This is a genomic window from Mesorhizobium sp. M1295, assembly GCF_040318135.1.
In the GTDB taxonomy this organism is placed as follows: domain Bacteria; phylum Pseudomonadota; class Alphaproteobacteria; order Rhizobiales; family Rhizobiaceae; genus Mesorhizobium.
On record NZ_JAMYLU010000003.1, the window covers coordinates 373592 to 392776 of the forward strand.

Here is a 19185-nt window from a genome sequence, read left to right on the forward strand (position 1 = left end):
TCACGCCTCCACCTCCTCGACGGTTTCGGCGCCAAGCCGGGTCAGCTGGCCCTTGGTCACGCCCTTGCGGAACTTCGGATCGGCGGCTTCGACGAGCAGGTAGAACTTGCCGCCGCGCGCGTAGGTGAAGCTCGTGGCATTGAAGACCGGGTGGTAATATTCGGGCAGGCGATTGGCGGCCAGCCCGCCGAAGAATGCGGCCAGCGCGGCGCCAAGTATCGCCGCCTCGAAGGCAATGACGAGAAAGGCCGGCCAGGAATGCAGCGGCCGGCCGCCGACATTGAGCGGATAGTCGATCTCGACCGAATAGAGGATCAGCCCGTAGACAAACACCGCGCCAGCGACGGCGCCGCCAAGGATGGCCCACGGCAAGCGCGTCTTGCGCATGCCGAGCATCTCGGCCAACCCACGCACATAGAATGGCGAGAACGCGTCCATGCGCCGGTAGCCACGCGCCCGCATGGTGCGGACCGCCTCGGTCAGCGCTTCGGGATCGGCGAAAGCCGCGATGACGCCGTAAAGTCTCATCCTGCGCTGCCCCTTTCCTCGGCCAGCTCCTCGACCTCGAAGATGGTGATGGCCGGGAGGATGCGGATGAACAGGAAGACCAGTGCTAAGAAGGTGCCGATCGAGCCGAACAGGATGCCGAAGTCGAGCCACCTCAATGACTGCTCGCCCCAGGACGACGGCAGGTAATCGCGGCTTGGCCCGGTGACGACGATGACATAGCGCTCGATCCACATGCCGACGTTGATGATGAGTGCAATGGCGAACAGCCCCGGCATGTTGAGGCGCACCCGTCGGAACCAGAGCAATTGCAAAACTGCGCCGTTGCAGGCGAGCATGGCCCAGAACAGCGGCGCATAAGGTCCGAAGGCGCGCTGCCACATCATCGTGCGCTCGTAGATCTCGCCCGAATACCAGGCGAAGAAGGCCTCGGACGCGTAGCCATAGATGACGATCATGCCGGCGGCGATCATCAGCTTGGCGGCATTGTCCATGTGCCGCAGCGTGATCAGATCCTGGACCGAAAACGCCCAGCGCAGCGGGATGGCGATGGTGAGCACCATGGCGAAGCCGGACAGCAGCGCTCCGGCAACGAAATAGGGAGGAAAGATCGTCGAGTGGAAGCCCGGCGTGATGGCGAAGGTGAAGTCGAGCGAGACGATCGAATGCACCGAGACGACCAGCGGCGTGGCCAGTGCCGCCATCAGGAAATAGACCGTCTGATAGCGCGCCCAATGAAAGGCCGAACCGCGCCAGCCGATTGCCAGTATGCCGTAGAACAGCTGCGCCGGGCGCGATTTCGCTCGGTCGCGCAGGACGGCGAGATCGGGCAGCAGGCCCATATACCAGAACATCAGCGAAACGCTGGCATAAGTGGCGATCGCCGCGAAATCCCAGACCAGCGGGCTGCGCCATTGCGGCCAGTGCATATGGGTGTTGGGCAGCGGCAGCAACCAGTAGAAGAACCACGGGCGGCCGAGATGCAGGATCGGGAAAAGCCCGGCCATTGCAACGGCAAACAGCGTCATCGCCTCGGCAAAGCGATTGATCGAGGCGCGCCATGGCTGGCGCAGAAGCAGGAGCACGGCCGAGATCAGCGTGCCGGCATGGCCGATGCCGATCCACCAGACGAAATTGCCGATCATCGTGCCCCAGACGACGGGGACGTTGATGCCGTAGGCGCCAACGCCGACCGAGATCAGATAGGTGATCGAATAGAGGAAGATGAGGACGAAGACGAAGCAGGAAAAAAAAGCTGCCCAGAAATAGCGCGGCAGCCTGCCGTCGAGGACGATCGCACTGATACGGCCGCTGATCTCCGGAAGGTCGTGCCTGCCATGCAGAACGGGCAATGCGCCCGGTTTTGCAGCAAAAGCCTCAGCCATCGGCTTTCCCGCCTGACGAGAGACGGCCATTGATATTTATGATCTTGCCGAGATAGGTGGTGCGCGGTCGCGTATTCAGCTCCTCGAGCAAGGCGTAGTGATGCGGTGCCGCTTTTTCCTGCGCCACCCTGGCGCCCTTGCTGTTGAGATCGCCGAAGACGATCGCCTGCGTCGGGCAGGCCTGCTGGCAGGCGGTCACCACCTCGCCGTCGGCGATGGCGCGGTTTTCGATCTGAGCCTTGATGCGCTTTTCGGAAATGCGCTGGACGCAGTAGGTGCATTTCTCCATCACGCCGCGCGAACGGACGCTGACGTCTGGATTGTGCACGGCCTGTTCAGGTCCCGCGGCATCCTTGTCGAATTCCTGGAAGTCCAGGAAGTTGAAGCGCCGCACCTTGTAGGGGCAGTTCTGCGAGCAGTAGCGCGTGCCAATGCAACGGTTATAGACCTGCGCGTTGAGCCCGTCATGGGTGTGGGTGGTGGCGTTGACCGGACAGACGACCTCGCACGGCGCCTTCTCGCAATGCATGCAAGGCACCGGCTGGAAAAAGACGTCGAGATCGTCGAGCGGGCCGGAATAGTAGTGGTCGATCCGCAGCCAATGCATTTCATGGCCGAGTGCCGACTCGTCCGGCCCGACGGTGGCGATGTTGTTTTCCGCCTGGCAGGCAGAAACACAGGCCATGCAGCCGATGCATGCCGACTGATCGATCGACATGGCCCAGGCTTCCTGGCTGTATTGCCAGTCAGGATAGAGCGACTCGCTTGGCGTCGGCGGCACGCCGTCGCGCACGAAGTGCGGATCTTTGCGAAAGGCATCGAGCGAGGCATGGCGAACGATCGCCCTGCCCTCCATCGCCTGGTGGTGTTGTGTGGTGATGACCCGTGCGCTGCTGTCGCGCGGCGTGATCATGGCGCCATAGACGATCCAGGGAGCCTCAGGGCTTCGCAGCCTGTACGCGTCGTGGCCGTCAGCGAGTGCTGCCACCGAACCGAGCTTCCGGCCGAAACCCAGAGCAAGCGTCACGGTGTCGTCGGGATGGCCAGGCATGATCCAGACCGGCGCATCGATGTCCATGCCGTTCGAGGCGATGTTGACGACCCGGCCGTTTTCCACCTGAAGCCGTCCTGATGTCGCCGGCGACATCAGGGCTGCGTTGCCCCAGACGATCTTGCTCAGCGGCCGCGGCAGCTCCTGCAGCCAGGACGAATTGGCATTGCGTCCATCGCGCAGCCAGGGATCGGCAACGAAACGGATTTCGACGCCTTTTGCCGCTTCGATGCGCGGCTTCAGGCCGCGCAAATCCGGGGGCATCGCGACATCGGCTGGAATGCTGGCACTGCCGGACACAAAGCCGTCGCGAAGCGCCTTTCGCCACGCAGGATCGTCCAGTGTCTGCGCCCAGGTCCGGCGGACGAGCTGCAGCGCAGAAACAGCTAATTCACCGCCAAGCACGGCGAGGAGTTCATGCACGGTCCGCCCCCGGTAAAGCGGCCTGATCAGCGGCTGCACGATCGACGCGGTTCCGTCATGGGCGCGCAGGTCACTCCAGCTCTCGAGATCATGCGCAGCAGGGATATGCCAGTGTGCGACGAAGGCGGTTTCGTCGCGGTGGAGACCCCAGTGGACAAGAAGCTTCAGCTGCGAAAACACGTCGTGGACATCAAGTCCCGCAGGCGCAGTGTGGAGAGGATTGGCGCCAAGTATGACAACGGTGTCGATGTCCCGCGCGGCGATCGCCTGGCAAAGTGCCGCGAGGTCGCCCTCGATGGGCATCGCGTCGGGCGGCTCGATCAGTTCCACGGTGTTGCCAAGCGCACCAAGCCGCGCATTCATGGCAAGAGCGGCGGCATGGACGAACGGCGTTTGATGGGCGCCCGGCACGATCAGCGCCGAGCGGCCGGCCGCCTTCAGGTCGTTCGCGGCGGCAGCCAGCCAGGTCGGGTCCAATGCCAAGGCGCTTGGCGCCGCTTCGCCGCCAAGCACGGCGCTCAGCGCCGCTGCGACGGTTTCGACCTCGCTCGGCCGCACCGGCCGGCGATGATCGGCGGCAGCGCCGGTGATCGTCGGCGTCGACTCCACCGCATAGAGCCGGCTCATCGTATCGTCCGCCCGGCGCACGCGGCGTCTTGCAGCGAAATCACGGGCGTAGGCGAGACGACCGGGGCCTTCGCCCAGGAAATCCGCGTCGAGACTGAAAATCACGTCGGCGCGATCAAACCGGCAGACCGGTGCAAGCGCCCTGCCGAACAGGATCTGTGTGGCTTCGGTGCCGGACGGCGTCGCCAGGGGATCGTGCCGGAACAGCCTCAGCCTGGGATAGCGCGCGCGCAGCGCCTCGAGCTGCGCCTTCATGGTGGGCGAGGTCGTTGCTTCGATCAGCAGCGCCGTGCCAGCTCCAGCGAGCCGCGAGGTGAGCTCGGCCATGTCGGCAAGGAAGTCGTCATAGGCTGCGGGTTCGCCATGCTTCAGCGGCATGCGCGAGCGATCGGGGTCGAACAGCGACAGCACCGCCGCCTGCATGACAGCGTCCGTCGCGCCGCGCGAGGCCGGATGGTCGGGATTGCCTTCCACCTTGGTCGGCCGGCCCTCATGGCTTTCGACCACCGCACCGATGCCGTAGCCGTCGCTCGACAGCGTGGTCGCGTAATAAAGCGGCCGGCCGGGAACGATGTTTTCCGGCTGGCGGATATAAGGCAGGATGTCTTCGGCCCGGCTGCAGGCGGCAAGCCCGGCCAGCGACAGCGATGCACCCATCAGCTTCAGCAGCGTGCGCCGGTCGAGCCGCGCCGGGATGCGCTCGGCGATCGAAGGAAATTCGGCATCGACGAAGCGGCGGAATTCCGGTGTATCGGCGAGTTCGTCGAGGCTCCGCCACAGCTCCGGACCAGGCGAAAGCCGTTCGCGCAGGCCGGCCATGTCTGGAGCCGCAATCGGCTTGTCAGCGGTGGCAGACATAACAGTCGGTCATGGTCTCGGGGTGGATATCGAGAAGGCTGATGAGCGACCGGCGGATTTCGGCGATGCCGGCCGGCGGCTTCCAGTGCATCAGGAACACGTCCTGCGGCGGACGCAAATTGGGCTCGGGATCGCGATGGCATCCCAGGCACCATTCCATCGACAGCGCGTGCGCCCGCCGTATCAGCGGCATGTCGTCGACCTCGCCATGGCACGTCTCGCAGGCGACGCCTTTGGCGATATGGATCGAATGATTGAAATAGACGAAGTCGGGCACACTGTTCACCCGCTGCCACTGCAATGGCTGCCCGGAGGCAAGGCTCGCCCGTACCGGCGCCAGCATGTCCGCGTTGGTGAAGAGCTGCGAATGGCAGGTCATGCACACCTCCGTCGCCGGCAGACCAGCCGATGACGAAGTCTCGACGCCGCTATGGCAATAACGGCAATCGAGGCCGAGCTCGCCGACATGGTGCCTGTGGCTGAACGGCACTGGTTGCGCCAACGGCCGGCCAACGCCGGTGACGAAGTCCGAACGCAGGATGGCGGTACCGCCGAGAGCCGCAAAGATGGCCATGAAACACGCGCCCCACAGAGCGAAGCGTGAAATGCCGTTGGCGCTCCTTGAAAAGACCTGCGGCATCCCCTCGCCGATTTCACATCCAGCAACCGTATCCACCCCCCAAAGCCCCTAACTGCGGCTGCGTGGGTAAGTTCCGGCCGGGGCAGCGGAGATCACAGAATGGTTACCCCGCCCTGGCCCATCGGGTCGGCTGACCGGAAACCATCGAACACTCCATGCGTTCGGATGAGGTCACGTTTCGTTTCACCCGGACAACCATCATGACCATCCCCGACCTCCATCCCATTCGCCGCTGGGCGCGCGCGGCATGAATCTCGCCGCATCATTCGCCAGGCGTTTCGTCGAAGGCACGCTGGCCGGCTACACAAGCGAACGCCACCCGATAGGGCGACGGTGGATCACCCTCAGCGAGCGCATCCTGTCAATGGCCCGGTCGGACAATGGCATCATGCAAAGCTTCAGGAACGCGGCCTTCAGCGTCGTCGGCCATCTACCGCGGCTGCAACGGCCACTGCTGGAGCGGGTCGCCGGGCTGAAGGAATGAAGTGGTCGCATAAACCTTTTCGCCGGACGTGCGTTGTTGGGTTTCAAGCCAGGGAGATGACCATGCAGATGAAATCGGAAATCGCCGGCGAGGCCGCCAAGCAACGGCACATCCAGCGCCGTATCGACGAGAAGGACAAGTCCAAGTCCAAGGGCAAGCCAAAAGGCGCCATGCAGGCCGGTGCCCGCAAATATCCCGAGCCGCCCTTCCCCGAGCAGCACCAGCCGAAGCCGGGGCATGAATGGGCGATCGAGCCGGCGCCGCTTTACGATGCGCCATTTTATATCGGATCGAAAAAGCTCGACGGCAAAGTGGCCGTCATTACCGGCGGCGATTCAGGCATCGGCCGCGCGGTGGCCGTGCTCTATGCACGTGAAGGCGCCGATGTGGCGATCGTCTATCTGTCGGAGGACAAGGACGCCGAAGAGACCAAAAGGGCCGTCGAAACCGAAGGCCGGCGATGCATCCTGATCAAGGCCGATGTCAGCGAACGCGGCCACTGCCACAACGCGGTGGCTGAGATCGTGCAGCAGTTTGGGCGGATCGACGTGCTGGTCAACAACGCCGCTTTCCAGGTCCATTCCAGCGATTTCAGCGAGCTGACCGAGGAGCATTTCGACACCACGCTGAAGACCAACCTCTACGGCTATTTCCACATGGCGCAGGAGGCCGTTCCGCACATGAAACCCGGTTCGGCGATCATCAACACCGGTTCAGTGACCGGCATCGAGGGATCGAAGCAACTGGTCGATTACTCCATGACCAAGGGCGGCATTCATGCCTTCACCCGCGCGCTCTCGGGCAACCTTGTCGACAAGGGCATAAGGGTCAACGCCGTGGCACCAGGCCCGGTTTGGACGCCGCTCAACCCCTCGGACAAGGAAGCCGGCGATGTTTCGAAATTTGGCGCCGACACACCGATGAAACGACCGGCACAACCGGAAGAGATCGCGCCAGCGTATGTGTTCCTCGCCTCGCCGCACTGCTCGAGCTACATCACCGGCGAGATATTGCCAATCGTCGGCGGCTACTGACGACATGTATTTCATAGCCTTGGCCACCGACTACGACGGCACGCTGGCGCATGAAGGGATTGTCGCCGAAAAGACACTTGCGGCGCTTCAACGCTTCAAGAAGAGCGGCCGCAAGCTCATTCTCGTCACCGGGCGCGAGCTGCCCGACCTGAAACGCGTCTTTCCCGAAGTCGCGATCTTCGACAAGGTGGTCGCGGAAAACGGGGCGCTGATCTACACGCCGGCCAGCGAGGAGGAGCGGACGATATCTCCGCCGCCCGCCCCCGAGTTCATCGCCAAACTCAGGAAACACGGTGTCAAACCGCTTTCGGTCGGACGCTCGATCGTCGCCACCTGGGAACCGCATCAGGTTACCGCGCTCGAGGTCATCAAGAAATTGGGGCTGGAGCTGGAAATCATCTTCAACAAGGGCGCGGTGATGATCCTGCCCAGCGGCATCAACAAGGCGACCGGGCTGACAGCCGCGCTTCAGGACCTCAGATTGTCGCCGCACAACGTCGTCGGTGTCGGCGACGCCGAAAACGACCACGCCTTCCTGCGCGCCTGCGGCTTCAGCGTCGCCGTCGACAACGCACTGCCGGCAGTCAAGGATACGGCGGATCTCGTGACACGAGGCGCGCGCGGAAAAGGCGTCGAGGAACTGATCGCCAAGGTGGTCGAGCGCGATCGCGAGCTTGTGCCAAGCCGCGATGGCATTCTGCTTGGCTCGGACGATGGCAAGGAGGTGTATCTGTCGCCAACCGATACGGTGCTGATCGCCGGCAGCTCGGGCATCGGCAAATCGACCTTGGCGACCGCATTGACGGAGCGTTTTGTCGAGAGAAAGTTCCAGTTCTGCATCTTCGATCCGGAAGGCGACTACGATGGCCTCGAGGGCGCCGTCCGGCTGGGCGACGGCTCGAACGCGCCGACGAAGACGCAGTTGCTCGATCTCCTGGAGAAGCCGGACAACAATCTGGTCGTCAACGGCCTGGCGCTGCGCGTCAACGAGCGGCCGGACTTCTTTGCCGACCTGCTGCCGGGCCTTGGCGGTGTTCGCTTCCGCACCGCGCGACCACACTGGCTGATCATCGATGAGGCGCATCACCTCTTGCCGAAGCGGCGCGACGACACGCCAATGGTTCTGGCGATGGAATTGCCGGGCACGATCCTGATCACCGTTCATCCGGATGCGATCTCAACCGAAGCATTGCGGCTGGTCACCGCCGTCATCGCACTCGGCCCCAAGGCGAAAAAGGTCGTCAAGACGTTCTGTCGCGAGACCGGCACCGAACCGCCAAAGGACAAGGATCTGAGCTCTCCAAAAGACGAGCACGTGCTGTTCTGGCGGCCGCAGGCGCACAAGAAACCTGCCATGGTCGAGCCGATCGAGCCGCGGCAGTCGCTCAAGCGCCATAGCCGCAAATATGCCGAGGGCCAGCTCGACGAGAAGGGCAGCTTCTATTTCCGCGGCCCCGACCATGCGATGAACCTGCGCGCCCATAATCTGATGATTTTCGCCCAGATCGCCGAGGGCATTGACGATAAGACCTGGGAACATCATTTGCGCGCCGGCGACTATTCCAAATGGTTTCGCCACCAGATCAGGGATAAGGAGCTGGCGCGCGAAACCGCCGAAGCGGAGAAAGACGACACACTTTCGGCGCAGGAGAGCCGCAACCACGTCCTGGACGCAGTGCGCCGCCGCTATACCGCGCCCGCCACCGCGCCGAAGGAATAGATGCAAACTGCGCCTAGCCGGTCCGAAGCCGGGCTGAGTTGGAGAGGTCAGACGATCAGGTGATCGATCCTGATCGGCAGGTCGCGAATGCGCTTGCCGGTGGCGTGGTAGACCGCGCTCGCGACCGCCGCGGCGGTCCCGACATTGCCGAGTTCGCCCAAACCCTTGACGCCGGCCGGGTTCACCTCGTGGTCAATCTCCGGAACCAGTATCACTTCCAGCTGCTTCACGTCGGCGTTGACCGGCACGAGATAGTCCTGCAGGTCGCGATTGACGTAGCGCGCATGACGCTTGTCGATTTCCGTCGCCTCGTGCAAGGCTTGGCCGATGCCCCAGATCATGCCGCCCATCAGCTGGCTGCGAGCGGTGCGGGTGTTCATGATGCGCCCGGCGGCAAAGGCGCCGACGATGCGCGGGACGCGGATCTCGCGCGTATGGCTGTTGATGCGCACCTCGACGAATTCCGCGCCAAAGGCGTATTTCACCGAATCCTTGTCCTGGTCGCCGCCGTGGAACTCCGATTGCCCGGCATAGAGCTTCTTCAGCGCCTCCGGTGACGATCCCTTTGGCGCGAATTCGGCATATTCCTCGATCGCACCGATCTGCATCGTCTTGAAAACATCCGACAGCTTGGCCGATTTGCCGTTGTCCGCGACGATTTTCTCTTGGCTCATTTCAAGCTTGGCGTTGCCGGACCCGGCCAGCGGCCCGGCTTCGGCGACGGCCGCGGCGAAGAGCTTTGCGCGGACGGCATCGCAGGCCTTCAGCACCGCCGAGCACACGCTTGCCGTCGAAATCGACCCGCCGGACACCGGTGCCGGCGGCAAGGCGCTGTCGCCCATTTCGACGCTGATCTTGTCCATTTCTATCCCGAGCCGTTCGGCTGCCATCTGCGCTGCCACCGTGCGCACGCCGGTGCCGATCTCATGCGAGCCGCATTGGACGCGAACCTCGCCGTCAGTGGTCAGGCGGACGCGGGCGGCGCATGGCGCAGCCGCCGTCGGATAGATTGCGGTGGCGCAGCCCATGCCGACCAGCCAGTCGCCGTCACGCATCGAGCCAACCGCGGCCTCGCGCTTGGACCAGCCGAAGGCCTCGGCGGCCTGGTCGTAGCATTTCACGAGCGAGCGGCTGGAGAAGGGCTTGCCGCCGATCGGCTCCTTCTGCGGCTCGTTGACGCGGCGGAACTCGACCGGGTCCATGCCGAGCGCCACCGCCATCTCGTCCATGGCATTTTCCAGCGCATAGACATAGGGCGTCTCCGGCGGCGAACGCATGTAGCCAGGCGTATTGCGGTCGGCATGCACCAGCGAGACGTGGGTCAGCACCGAGCCGTAATCGTACATGCGTCCGGTGGCCGAAGTGCCACCGACGACATAGGGATCGGGCCGCGACGTGACTTCCCAGCCTTCGTGTGCAAAGGCGGTGATGCGGCCGTCCTGGTTTGCGCCGATGCGGATGCGGTGCCGGGTCTCCGCCCTGTAGGTCTGCGTGCCGTACGCCTGAATGCGGCTGACGACGCAGCGCACCGGCCGGCCGACGCGGCGGGCCGCAACGGCAACGATCGCCGTGCGGGCCGTCATCGGCCCCTTGGAGCCGAAGGCGCCGCCGACATAGGGACTGACGATCCGCACATTGGCCGGATCGATCTTCAACTGCCGGGCGAGCTCGGCCTTCCAGCCGGTGACGTTCTGGCTCGGTTCATAGACCGTGAGCTGATCGCCCTGCCAGACCGCCGTCGTCGAGAACAGCTCGATCGGGTTGTGGTGCTGGGTCGGCGTCGAATATTTCTCGTCGATCTTCACTGCGGCTGCGGCATAGGCAGCATCGAAGTCGCCGGCTTTGACGTCCTCCTTGAACAACGGACTCTTGCCGGCGGCCGGCTCCATCTCCGTTCCCCTGGAATCGAAGCCGGCGCTGGGCGTCTCTTCGGCGTAGTCGGCGCGGATCAGCGCCGCGGCTTCCTCGGCCGCCTCGAATGTTTCAGCCACCACCAGCGCGATGATCTGGCCGTCGTGGAAAATGGCCTTGTCATGCAGCGGCGCGATCGAACTTGCACCGGTGTTGCCGAATTTCGGCTTGTCGATGCCGTCCATGTCGCCGACGCTGACGATATCGAGAACGCCGGGCACCTTACGCGCCCTTTCGAGCCGGACGGCGGTGATGCTGCCCTTGGCGATGCTGCTGGTAGCAAGTGCGCCATAGGCCATATTGGCGGTTGGAAGATCAGCCGAATAGCCGGCCTGTCCGGTGACCTTCAGGCGGGCATCGATGCGCGGAACGGGATTTCCCATGTTCTCTTTCGGCGCGGGAGCAGCTTGGTTCATGGGTCAGACCTTCATGTCGCGCGTTTCGAGCAGTGCCCGCACAAGCGTGCGCTTGCCGAGCGGTATCTTGAACGCATTGTGTTCGCGCGGTTTCGCCTCGGCGAACGCGGCTTCGGCGGCAGCTTCGGCCGCCTCATCGTCGAGTGCCTTGCCGCTCAGTGCTTCCTCGGCCGCCTTGGCCCGCCATGGCACGGTTGCCACGCCGCCAAGCGCAATGCGCGCCTGGCTGACGGTGTCGCCGTCCATATCCAGAGCCACGGCCGCCGAGGCCAGCGCGAACGCATAGGACTCGCGGTCGCGGATCTTCAGGTAGCGTGAGCGGCGGCTCCAGGCGCCAAGCGGCACCTCGATGGCCGTGATCACCTCGTCGGAGGCCAGTTCGGTCTCAACGTTGGGCGTATCTCCCGGCAGGCGATGTAGCCTCGAAAACGCTATCTTGCGCATACCGCGCCTTGCCTCCACCTCGACCGTCGCGCCGAGCGCGATCAGCGCTTGGGCGAAATCGCCGTGGTAGGTGGCGATGCAGGCGTTGCTGGTGCCAAGGACCGCATGTTGCCGGTTGAAGCCTTCCATGGCCGCGCAGCCGGAGCCCGGCTCGCGCTTGTTGCATGGCCAGGAGGTCTCGCGAAAATACTCGCACCGCGTCCGCTGCAACACATTGCCGGCCAGGCTCGCCATGTTGCGGATCTGGCCGCTGGCGGCGAACTTCAGGCTTTCGGCAAGCATCGGGCAAAGGCGCTTGATCTCGCCTGTGTCAGCAGCCTCGCCCATGCGGACCAGCGCGCCGAAGCGGATGCTGTCGTCGCCGACCTCGATCTGCCGCAGGGCCCTGTCACCGAGACCATTGAGATCGACCAGCCGTTCCGGCCGGGCCACGCCAAGCTTCATGTAGTCGGCCAGATTGGTGCCGCCGGCGATGAATTGCGCGGCGGCCTCGGTCGGCGGAACACCCTCTGCGGCAAAACGGGAAGCAATGGCGGCCGCCGCGGACACGCTGGCCGGTCTCTCGTAAACGAAGGGGCGCATCTCAGGCTTTCCTTGTTTCGTCCCGGGCCTGCACGATGGCCGCGACTATGTTGGGGTAGGCAGCGCAGCGGCAGAGATTACCGCTCATATACTCGCGGATATCGTCCTCGGAGCCGGCATGGCCTTCGTTGATGCAACCGATGGCGGACATGATCTGGCCGGGCGTGCAGTACCCGCATTGGAAGGCGTCATTGTCGATGAAGGCCTGCTGCATCGGATGCAGATTGCCGTCGGCGGAAGCGAGCCCTTCCACCGTGGTGATCTCATGGCCCTTGTTCATCACGGCGAAGCTCAGGCACGACAGCACCCGCTTGCCGTCGACAAGAACGGTGCAGGCCCCGCACTGGCCATGGTCGCAGCCTTTCTTGGTACCCGTCAGGCCGACATGGTCGCGCAGCGCGTCGAGCAGGCTGGTGCGATTGTCGAGGGCGAGATTGTAGGGCTGCTTGTTGATGCGCAGTGAAATCGCCGACAGATCGCGCGGCTCGGCCGAAGCGGCAGGTTGCGGGGCGGCGGCTTTTGCCGACGTGGCCATGAGCGGCCCTGCCCCAGCCGCCGAAACGGATCCGGTCATGAAACTGCGTCGGCTCAGGCTGGCAAGAGGGGTTTCGGACATGGCTGGCTCCCGGCTGGCTGGGTCTCAAGCCGGCCGAACCAGTCACGCAAGGCAAGGTTCCTCCGCCTCACGTGGCTGTGATCCTATGTTCATCCGAACCGTGCCGGGGAACTCTCGAGCCGGCTTGCCGTTCAACCCCGATCGGACAGAACCGAAATGGCGTCTGGAGCGAGATCATGAAGTCACAGATTGTTGCCGAAAGCGCCGGCCAAAGAACGTTCGTCGTTGTGCTTGATCCCGGCGAAGAGGCGTTTGCGCAGCTGACCTCGTTTGCGGCCGACCACGGCGTTGGCAGCGCGTCGCTGAGCGCGCTCGGCGCTTTCGAAAGGGCAACTGTCGGCTGGTTCGACCCTAGGGAAAGGACCTACCGGAAAATTCCCATCCGGGAACAGTGCGAGGTGCTGAGCGCGATTGGCGATGTTGCCATCGGCGACGACGGCAAGCCCAGCCTGCACGTCCATGCCGTGCTCGGATTGAGCGACGGCAGCACAAGGGGCGGCCATCTGCTGGACGCCATCGTTCGCCCGACGCTCGAGGTCACGCTGGTGGAAACGCCTGGACATCTGCGCCGCAGGCACCGTCCCGAGCTCGGTGTCGCGTTGATCGACCTGGAGGCTTGATCCGAGCCGATCACTTCGTTGATTTAACTGCGGTCGTTTCGGGGGCGACTTCCCAACCGAAGACGCTGCGGCCGCCGAGCAGATGCGATTGCTCGAACTCCCCGGCGACGATTTCCTTCAGGCTCGGCCCGGTGGCATAGCGCTCGACTTGCCGCGACTGGTCGTCCAGCCGCCGCAAGGCGCCGACCTCTTCCTCACGGCCGAGCCTAGCCTTCTGGACAGCCGACTTCAGCACGCCGATCGTCTCGTCATAGACCTTCAACGGCACAGGGAACGGATGCCTGTCCTTGCCGCCATGCGCCAGCGAGAAACGTCCTGGATCGGAAAAACGGCATGGCGCGCCATGCACGACTTCGGCGACCAGCGCCAGCGCCCGCACCGTGCGCGCGCCGACATTGGGCACCAGGAGAAGGCCGGCGAAATCCGCCGGGCCGCGCTCGGCCGCCGCCGCGATGTTGCCGTGCAGGCGGCGCATGACGACATCGCTTTCGCGTACATCGTGGTGCGCCGGCATCACCAGATGCGGCAGCAGCTTCTGTGCCGGCTCCGGCACTGGCGCCGAACCCCGCTCCAAAGCGGCAAGCTCCCTCACGATGCGATCCGGTCCAAGATCGTGCAGAAGGTCCAGTTGTCCCTGGCGCGACGCTTCGGCGCGGCGGTCGGTCAGGTTGACGATCTCGCCCTGGTTGGCGCCTTCGATGGCGGCATGCGGCTGGTCGACAAAGCTCTTCAGGCCCTCCGACAGCCAGTGATAGCGGCGCGCCACCTTGCTGTCGCCGTTCATGCCTTGCTGCACCACCACCCACTTGCCGTCATCGGTGACGATGAAGCCGTGCAGATAGAGATCGAAACCGTCCTGGACCGCGGCGCTGTCCACCTTGGCGACAAGCCGGCTGGCAGTCGCCAGGCCCTGCCCGTCGAGGCCGACACGCTCGCCGATCAGGGCAAGCTCGTGCGGGGTCTTGCGCGAATGCGCGCCGCGGCCGCCGCAAACGTGAATGCCGAGCTCGCTGGAAAGCGGCGACAGGCCGCGCTTCAAGGCACTGACGACGCTGGTGGTGATGCCGGAGGAGTGCCAGTCCATCCCCATCACGGCGCCAAAAGACTGGAACCAGAACGGATGCGCCAGCCGGCGCAGCAATTCATCGCGGCCGTAATGGTGGATGATCGCCTCGCACATGACCGCGCCAAGCCGCGTCATGCGGTCGCCGAGCCATTTCGGCACGCGCCCGCCGTGAAGTGGAAGGTCAGCACTTCCCGATCGCTGTGCCACGCTCTTTTGCTTGCTCCTTGAGTCCTGCCTCGACAGATAGGTATCGAAAGTGCCGCGAAGAAGCGATGGCCTGATTCAGGCCGCGATCGTTGCGAGCCGCTAGAGCTGTTCCAGGAAAAGTGTGAAACGGTTTTCCGTCCGGAATTGCGCAGAAACAAAGCGATAGAGCGGTTCGGCGTTTCCGTGAAACGATGAACCGCTCTACCGGGCAGGCTCGCTGAGGAGATCAAACTTCTGGATCTCGCAATGCTCGCCCACCGATGCCAGCAGATCCATTGGCGGTGCGCCAGTGTCGGGCCGCCTCCAACTGATCTCGAACGAGAACACAGGGTCCTTGAGATCTGGGCGCCTCTCTATTGCGACGAGGCGTGCCTGGTAGCCAAGCGGCCCGATGAGCGCATCGAGCTCCTGTCGAGCCGCGGCCTTCCACGTCAGTGCCAACTGGGCATGGTGTTCGCGCGACATTCGAAGGTCCACCCATTTCAGGACCAGCAAAGTGGCCAGCGTCAGCGCCGTGCCGGCCGCGCCCAAGCCGTATTGGCCACCACCGAAAGCCAATCCGATCGCCGTCATCACCCACAACGTGGCCGCTGTGGTGACCCCGCTGACAAGATTGCCGCGGCGAAGAATGGCGCCACCGCCGATAAAGCCGACGCCGGTCAACACGCCCAGCGGAAAGCGCAGGACGTCCATCGATGCAAACGAATCCGGGTGCTTGCCAACGGTCTCCAGCAGAATACTGGCCTGGATCATTGTGATGGCGGCGGCCAATCCCACCAGCACGGTGGTGCGTAGCCCCGCCGCGTGCCCGCGCGCCTCCCTGTTGAGGCCTATCAAAAGGCCTGCGAGCGCGGTCAGAAGCAGCCGTGCCGCGATGTCTTGCCAAACCGGAACAACGAGGAGCATCGCGGTCACCCGTCAGGCCAAGCGCTGCTGGCCTGGATTGGCGCCAGGGTCAAAGCGAACAAGGGTAACAGCGTCTTCATCGCAAATTCTTTTCGTCGATAAGCAACAAACGATGCGCTTAGGTTTTGGTTGCGCAGCCGACGATTCACCTCGGCTATGGGCAGCGACGGAACAAAACCTTCGGCCCGGGGTTGGTGGGTTCACGCCAACGAAGGATTTTCAAACATGGTCCGCTTGCTGGTTGCCGGAGCCGTCGCTTATCTGGCCTATCGCATTACCAAGGAGATCGGCGGGTCCGACGAAGTCGATCCGCTGTCGCCTGCGCCCGACCAGACCGGCCGCAAGGTGGCGAGGCGGCAAAGCAGGGCCCAGGGGAATGGCCGACGGCGGTAGCGAATGCCTCAGCGGCGGCGCGGACCAGCCATGACCGCATTTCCGTTGCCGCTCGACCTTCGTCCGATGGAAGCCAAAGCCGCCGACGCAATTCCTGGCGGCGACGGGCTTTGGCAGTACGAACCGAAATGGGACGGGTTTCGGTGCCTCGTGTTCAAGGGTGACGATGCCGTCGATCTGCGTGCAAAATCGGGCAAGCCGCTTGGCCGCTATTTTCCCGAACTGATCGCGGTGCTGCGCGATGTGAGGTCGCGACGGTTTGTTGCCGACGGCGAGATCGTCATCGAGGTCGACGGATCGTCCTCGTTCGAGGCCCTGCAAATGCGCCTTCATCCAGCCGAAAGCAGGATCCGCAAGTTGAGCCTGGAGACGCCTGCCATGCTGGTCCTGTTCGATATGCTGGCCGAACCCGGCGGCAAGATTATCATCGAACAACCCCTCACCGACAGGAGACGGGCGATCGAGGCCTTTGTCGCGTCGGCGGGACGGCGCGAACTGCGCCTGTCCAAATGCACGCACGATGCCGCTACCGCCGAGCGCTGGCTGCAAGGCGCCGGCCATGGCTCGACCGACGGTGTTGTTGCAAAACTGATCGCCGAGCCATACCAGCCCGGCGAGCGCGCCATGGTCAAGGTCAAGCGGCTGCGCACTGCGGATTGCGTGGTCGGCGGCTTTCGCTATCTCGCCGGCAGCAACGAAGTCGGATCCCTGCTGCTTGGCCTCTACAATAACGAAGGCAGGTTGGACCATGTCGGATTCACCTCGACCATCGGCAAGGACGACAGGGCGGCGCTGACCAGACGGCTGGAAAAACTGCGGGCCAAACCGGGTTTCACCGGCGAGGCGCCGGGCGGGCCAAGCCGCTGGAGCACGGAGCGCAGCGCACAATGGGAACCGATAAAGCCTGAACTGGTGGTCGAGGTTCGTTTCGACCATGTGACAGGCGACCGGTTCCGGCACGGAACCAAGCTGTTGCGCTGGCGGCCGGACAAGGAGCCCCGGCAATGTACGTTCGAGCAGATGGAGTAAGTCCCGCCGGAGGCAACGCTTCAAGGCGCTCTTGGTGTTCCGTTCTGCCGCCTACGACGGAACCGATGCAGAATTCACTGGTTCGCCGCACTAGCCGAGCCTCGGCAGTCCATTGCCGAGGCTCGGGATGCAGTCTGAAAATCAAGCGGCTTCTTGCATTGCGCGTTCGTTGACACCGCTTTCGCCGAGCTTGGAAAGCGCTTCGTCGGTCGCGACCTCTTCCTTGAGTGTTGCCCTGAGCAGTTCGACAACGTCGCTCTTGCCGAGTTCTTCCGCCCATGCGATCAAAGTGCCGTAACGAGCGATCTCGTAATGCTCGACGGCCTGCGCCGCGCCGACAAGCCCGGCGTCGAGCGCAGGAGCACCGTTATACTCCTCGAGCACTTCCGAGCCCTCTTCGATGATGCCGTCAATCGCTGGACAGGTCTTGCCGCGGGCCGGCTTGCCGAATTTCTCGAACACCTCCTCCAGGCGATCGACATGTCCTTCGGTTTCCATGTGGTGTTTCTCGAAGGCGGCAGTCACTTCTTCCGACTCCGCGCCCTTGGCCATTTTGGGCAACGCTTTCAGTATCTTCTTCTCGGCGTAGTAGAGGTCTTTGAGCCCGTCGAGGAACAGGTCCTCGAGGCCCTTGCTTGCCGCCTTCGCGGCCTTTTTCGTAGTCGGCATGGTCGTCTCCCGGGAGTTGGTGGCAGCCTCGCAAAGTAGAGGCGTCCGATAACCCTCCGATGGGAAACAAGTTCCCTGACGGTTCAGGAGCTTTGAAAATTTTTCCGACGGCACTTGTGTCGTATCGCAAGGGGCCTCGACCTGCGGTAGCAACAGGCGAGAAAAGCACTCAGCGCTCGCCGGTATGTCCGACCAGGCGGATATATTCGGCCTCGGCCAGGCCGTAGCCGCCATCCGCTAGCGAAACGAGACCATCGCGGTCGCGGATAATGATTTCGCCGCGGCGGGACCGGATGAGCCCTCGGCCCTCAAGCAGCTGGAGCGCGACCGTGACGCCCGGACGTCTTACGCCGAGCATGATCGACAGGAATTCGTGGGTGATCGTCAGCCGGTCGCCGGCCACCCGATCGTCACACATGAGCAGCCAGCGCGCCAGCCGGTCTTCAAGCTTCGATCGCGCGTTGACCAGCGCGGTGTAGCCGGTCTGGATATGCAGACACTGCACGTAGCGCAACAAAAACAGCCGCAATGTCGGGCTTTGCGTCAGCGCTGCCTTGAATGGCTCGGCATCTATCCTGGCGGCTTCTCCCGCCAGTTGCACATAGCAATCATGGACCATGCGGTCGTCGCCCATCACCAAGGCCGAGCCGGTCATACCTTCCAAGCCAATGAGGCCAACTTCCGCATCGCTGCCATTCGGCATTTTCGCAACCACTGAACCAATGCCGTCCTCGACGAAATAGATGGCCTCGATCGGTGATCCGGATACTTCGAGCGATTGCCGCAACTCCAGCGAACAGCGCTCGATGTGCGGCTCGAGAAATGCAAAATCGCCGGCGCTCATCCGGCGCAACAGCTTGTTTTTGAATAGATTTTGATTGGACATAGCTGGGCCCAAAACAGGGCAAGAGCTTTTTGATCTCCCAGCCGTCCGCGCCCGGTATAACCTGCTGACGATACGGCTTATATAAGCGCTGAAAGGTATGGAGCCTACTAAATAAATGAATTCGATGCACGGCAGCTTCTCCTGCCGCTTGCCTACGAAAACATCTGACTGAAAGTTAGAGTTGAAAACGTACCAAAGGTGCTTGGTACGAAATCGATAAATCAAAAATGTCGGGCGCGAAAGAGCCCGTCGCGAGGGATGCAACGGGCTCCATTCGGGCGTCGTGGGCTACGCCCAGTGATCCAAATGAGGGTGGCTTGGATCACTACAATAATGCAGGTGAAAGGCAGTCGTTCCCGATCTGTCCGCTCGGTAATTTCCGTACATTGAGTTTGGAGGCAAGCGGCGCTAATTGAATTTGAGTCATCCACACAGGCATGGCGAGTGGATGCTTGAAAGACGCTTCGCGCTTTCGCCCTTTTCAGGGAGGATGGCATGTCGATGCATGGTGCAGCAACTCCAGCCGAACTGAGCGTGCTGAGAAAAGCGCTCGACGACTGCTGCCGCGAGTTGGGTGTTGCGGACGACAGTCCGGTCCGCGAGCGGTTGGCCGCCCGTATCATGTCGCTGTTCAACGAGGGCGTGCTAAGCGCCGATCTAAAGGAAGCACTGGCCGCCGATCGCCAACACTAAAGCTGCTGCTATGGCGGG

At 63.2% G+C, this 19185-nt stretch carries 18 protein-coding genes; 7 read left to right on the forward strand and 11 right to left on the reverse strand.

Annotated elements, in window-relative coordinates; translation table 11 throughout:
* Genes NKH29_RS07195 through NKH29_RS07210 form a run of 4 tightly spaced genes read right to left on the reverse strand, consistent with a single transcriptional unit; the run spans position 1 to position 5491 of the window.
* Complete coding sequence (locus NKH29_RS07195; RefSeq protein ID WP_352791458.1) at positions 1-528, reverse strand: DUF3341 domain-containing protein; 528 nt, start codon at positions 526-528, stop codon at positions 1-3.
* Positions 525-1892: an NrfD/PsrC family molybdoenzyme membrane anchor subunit gene (nrfD, locus tag NKH29_RS07200; RefSeq protein WP_352791460.1), complete on the reverse strand. Its 1368-nt coding sequence runs from the start codon at positions 1890-1892 to the stop codon at positions 525-527. The genes NKH29_RS07195 and nrfD overlap by 4 nt, the downstream gene beginning before the upstream one ends.
* Positions 1885-4851, reverse strand: a complete 2967-nt coding sequence (locus tag NKH29_RS07205; RefSeq protein ID WP_352999278.1) for a TAT-variant-translocated molybdopterin oxidoreductase — start codon at positions 4849-4851, stop codon at positions 1885-1887. The genes nrfD and NKH29_RS07205 overlap by 8 nt, the downstream gene beginning before the upstream one ends.
* Entirely contained in the window at positions 4835-5491 is a 657-nt protein-coding gene (locus NKH29_RS07210; RefSeq protein ID WP_023720534.1) for a cytochrome c3 family protein, read from the reverse strand. Before NKH29_RS07210 ends, NKH29_RS07205 begins: the two co-directional genes overlap by 17 nt.
* A 247-nt stretch (positions 5492-5738) precedes the next feature.
* Between NKH29_RS07210 and NKH29_RS07215 the strand changes: the two genes are divergently transcribed.
* From NKH29_RS07215 to NKH29_RS07225, 3 genes are all read left to right on the forward strand, one after another.
* Positions 5739-5975 (forward strand): FAD-dependent monooxygenase family protein, encoded by a 237-nt coding sequence (locus tag NKH29_RS07215; protein WP_352548013.1) that lies wholly within the window; start codon positions 5739-5741, stop codon positions 5973-5975.
* Between the two features lie 62 nt (positions 5976-6037).
* A complete protein-coding gene (locus NKH29_RS07220; RefSeq protein ID WP_352481428.1) occupies positions 6038-7009 on the forward strand; it encodes an SDR family oxidoreductase in 972 nt (323 codons plus the stop codon).
* 4 nt (positions 7010-7013) lie between these two features.
* A complete protein-coding gene (locus tag NKH29_RS07225) occupies positions 7014-8729 on the forward strand; it encodes an HAD family hydrolase (RefSeq protein ID WP_023720538.1) in 1716 nt (571 codons plus the stop codon).
* A 47-nt stretch (positions 8730-8776) separates the two neighbouring features.
* Here NKH29_RS07225 and NKH29_RS07230 read toward each other — a convergent pair whose 3' ends face one another.
* Genes NKH29_RS07230 through NKH29_RS07240 form a run of 3 tightly spaced genes read right to left on the reverse strand, consistent with a single transcriptional unit; the run spans position 8777 to position 12698 of the window.
* The gene (locus NKH29_RS07230) at positions 8777-11056 is read right to left on the reverse strand and encodes a xanthine dehydrogenase family protein molybdopterin-binding subunit (RefSeq protein WP_352999279.1); all 2280 of its coding nucleotides are present in this window, start codon (positions 11054-11056) and stop codon (positions 8777-8779) included.
* A 3-nt stretch (positions 11057-11059) separates the two neighbouring features.
* Complete coding sequence (locus NKH29_RS07235) at positions 11060-12082, reverse strand: FAD binding domain-containing protein (protein ID WP_352481425.1); 1023 nt, start codon at positions 12080-12082, stop codon at positions 11060-11062.
* A gap of 1 nt (position 12083) precedes the next feature.
* Positions 12084-12698, reverse strand: a complete 615-nt coding sequence (locus NKH29_RS07240) for a (2Fe-2S)-binding protein (RefSeq protein ID WP_352999281.1) — start codon at positions 12696-12698, stop codon at positions 12084-12086.
* Between the two features lie 176 nt (positions 12699-12874).
* Here NKH29_RS07240 and NKH29_RS07245 point away from each other — a divergent pair, with 176 nt between their 5' ends.
* Positions 12875-13318: a PPC domain-containing DNA-binding protein gene (locus NKH29_RS07245; protein WP_352481423.1), complete on the forward strand. Its 444-nt coding sequence runs from the start codon at positions 12875-12877 to the stop codon at positions 13316-13318.
* A 10-nt stretch (positions 13319-13328) separates the two neighbouring features.
* On the opposite strand, the gene NKH29_RS07250 is transcribed toward NKH29_RS07245, so the two are convergent.
* Positions 13329-14591 (reverse strand): DUF763 domain-containing protein, encoded by a 1263-nt coding sequence (locus NKH29_RS07250; RefSeq protein ID WP_352999283.1) that lies wholly within the window; start codon positions 14589-14591, stop codon positions 13329-13331.
* 201 nt (positions 14592-14792) lie between these two features.
* Positions 14793-15497, reverse strand: coding sequence for an MgtC/SapB family protein (locus tag NKH29_RS07255; RefSeq protein WP_031194456.1), 705 nt, complete (start codon positions 15495-15497; stop codon positions 14793-14795).
* 225 nt (positions 15498-15722) lie between these two features.
* On the opposite strand from NKH29_RS07255, the gene NKH29_RS07260 reads away from it, so the two are divergent.
* Together NKH29_RS07260 and NKH29_RS07265 are read left to right on the forward strand one after the other, a co-directional pair.
* Positions 15723-15890 carry a hypothetical protein gene (locus NKH29_RS07260; protein ID WP_023720543.1) on the forward strand — a complete coding sequence of 56 codons (168 nt, stop codon included), beginning with the start codon at positions 15723-15725 and terminating at the stop codon, positions 15888-15890.
* A 30-nt stretch (positions 15891-15920) separates the two neighbouring features.
* Entirely contained in the window at positions 15921-16919 is a 999-nt protein-coding gene (locus NKH29_RS07265; protein ID WP_023720544.1) for an ATP-dependent DNA ligase, read from the forward strand.
* Positions 16920-17060: 141 nt separating this feature from the next.
* On the opposite strand, the gene NKH29_RS07270 is transcribed toward NKH29_RS07265, so the two are convergent.
* Positions 17061-17588: a YciE/YciF ferroxidase family protein gene (locus NKH29_RS07270; protein ID WP_023720545.1), complete on the reverse strand. Its 528-nt coding sequence runs from the start codon at positions 17586-17588 to the stop codon at positions 17061-17063.
* Between the two features lie 169 nt (positions 17589-17757).
* Positions 17758-18474: a Crp/Fnr family transcriptional regulator gene (locus NKH29_RS07275; protein ID WP_352548102.1), complete on the reverse strand. Its 717-nt coding sequence runs from the start codon at positions 18472-18474 to the stop codon at positions 17758-17760.
* Between the two features lie 495 nt (positions 18475-18969).
* On the opposite strand from NKH29_RS07275, the gene NKH29_RS07280 reads away from it, so the two are divergent.
* Positions 18970-19167, forward strand: a complete 198-nt coding sequence (locus tag NKH29_RS07280) for a hypothetical protein (protein ID WP_023720547.1) — start codon at positions 18970-18972, stop codon at positions 19165-19167.
* Positions 19168-19185 lie beyond the last annotated feature (18 nt).

Excerpts from the sequence above, each read along its gene's own strand:
- NKH29_RS07195 (WP_352791458.1), bottom strand. The coding sequence starts at position 528 with ATGAGACTTTACGGCGTCATCGCGGCTTTCGCCGATCCCGAAGCGCTG.
- NKH29_RS07265 (WP_023720544.1), top strand. The coding sequence starts at position 15,921 with ATGACCGCATTTCCGTTGCCGCTCGACCTTCGTCCGATGGAAGCCAAA.
- NKH29_RS07230 (WP_352999279.1), bottom strand. The coding sequence starts at position 11,056 with ATGAACCAAGCTGCTCCCGCGCCGAAAGAGAACATGGGAAATCCCGTT.
- NKH29_RS07275 (WP_352548102.1), bottom strand. The coding sequence starts at position 18,474 with ATGTCCAATCAAAATCTATTCAAAAACAAGCTGTTGCGCCGGATGAGC.
- NKH29_RS07245 (WP_352481423.1), top strand. The coding sequence starts at position 12,875 with ATGAAGTCACAGATTGTTGCCGAAAGCGCCGGCCAAAGAACGTTCGTC.
- NKH29_RS07255 (WP_031194456.1), bottom strand. The coding sequence starts at position 15,497 with ATGCTCCTCGTTGTTCCGGTTTGGCAAGACATCGCGGCACGGCTGCTT.
- NKH29_RS07210 (WP_023720534.1), bottom strand. The coding sequence starts at position 5,491 with ATGCCGCAGGTCTTTTCAAGGAGCGCCAACGGCATTTCACGCTTCGCT.
- NKH29_RS07280 (WP_023720547.1), top strand. The coding sequence starts at position 18,970 with ATGTCGATGCATGGTGCAGCAACTCCAGCCGAACTGAGCGTGCTGAGA.
- NKH29_RS07220 (WP_352481428.1), top strand. The coding sequence starts at position 6,038 with ATGCAGATGAAATCGGAAATCGCCGGCGAGGCCGCCAAGCAACGGCAC.
- NKH29_RS07260 (WP_023720543.1), top strand. The coding sequence starts at position 15,723 with ATGGTCCGCTTGCTGGTTGCCGGAGCCGTCGCTTATCTGGCCTATCGC.
- nrfD (WP_352791460.1), bottom strand. The coding sequence starts at position 1,892 with ATGGCTGAGGCTTTTGCTGCAAAACCGGGCGCATTGCCCGTTCTGCAT.
- NKH29_RS07215 (WP_352548013.1), top strand. The coding sequence starts at position 5,739 with ATGAATCTCGCCGCATCATTCGCCAGGCGTTTCGTCGAAGGCACGCTG.
- NKH29_RS07270 (WP_023720545.1), bottom strand. The coding sequence starts at position 17,588 with ATGCCGACTACGAAAAAGGCCGCGAAGGCGGCAAGCAAGGGCCTCGAG.
- NKH29_RS07205 (WP_352999278.1), bottom strand. The coding sequence starts at position 4,851 with ATGTCTGCCACCGCTGACAAGCCGATTGCGGCTCCAGACATGGCCGGC.
- NKH29_RS07235 (WP_352481425.1), bottom strand. The coding sequence starts at position 12,082 with ATGCGCCCCTTCGTTTACGAGAGACCGGCCAGCGTGTCCGCGGCGGCC.
- NKH29_RS07240 (WP_352999281.1), bottom strand. The coding sequence starts at position 12,698 with ATGTCCGAAACCCCTCTTGCCAGCCTGAGCCGACGCAGTTTCATGACC.
- NKH29_RS07225 (WP_023720538.1), top strand. The coding sequence starts at position 7,014 with ATGTATTTCATAGCCTTGGCCACCGACTACGACGGCACGCTGGCGCAT.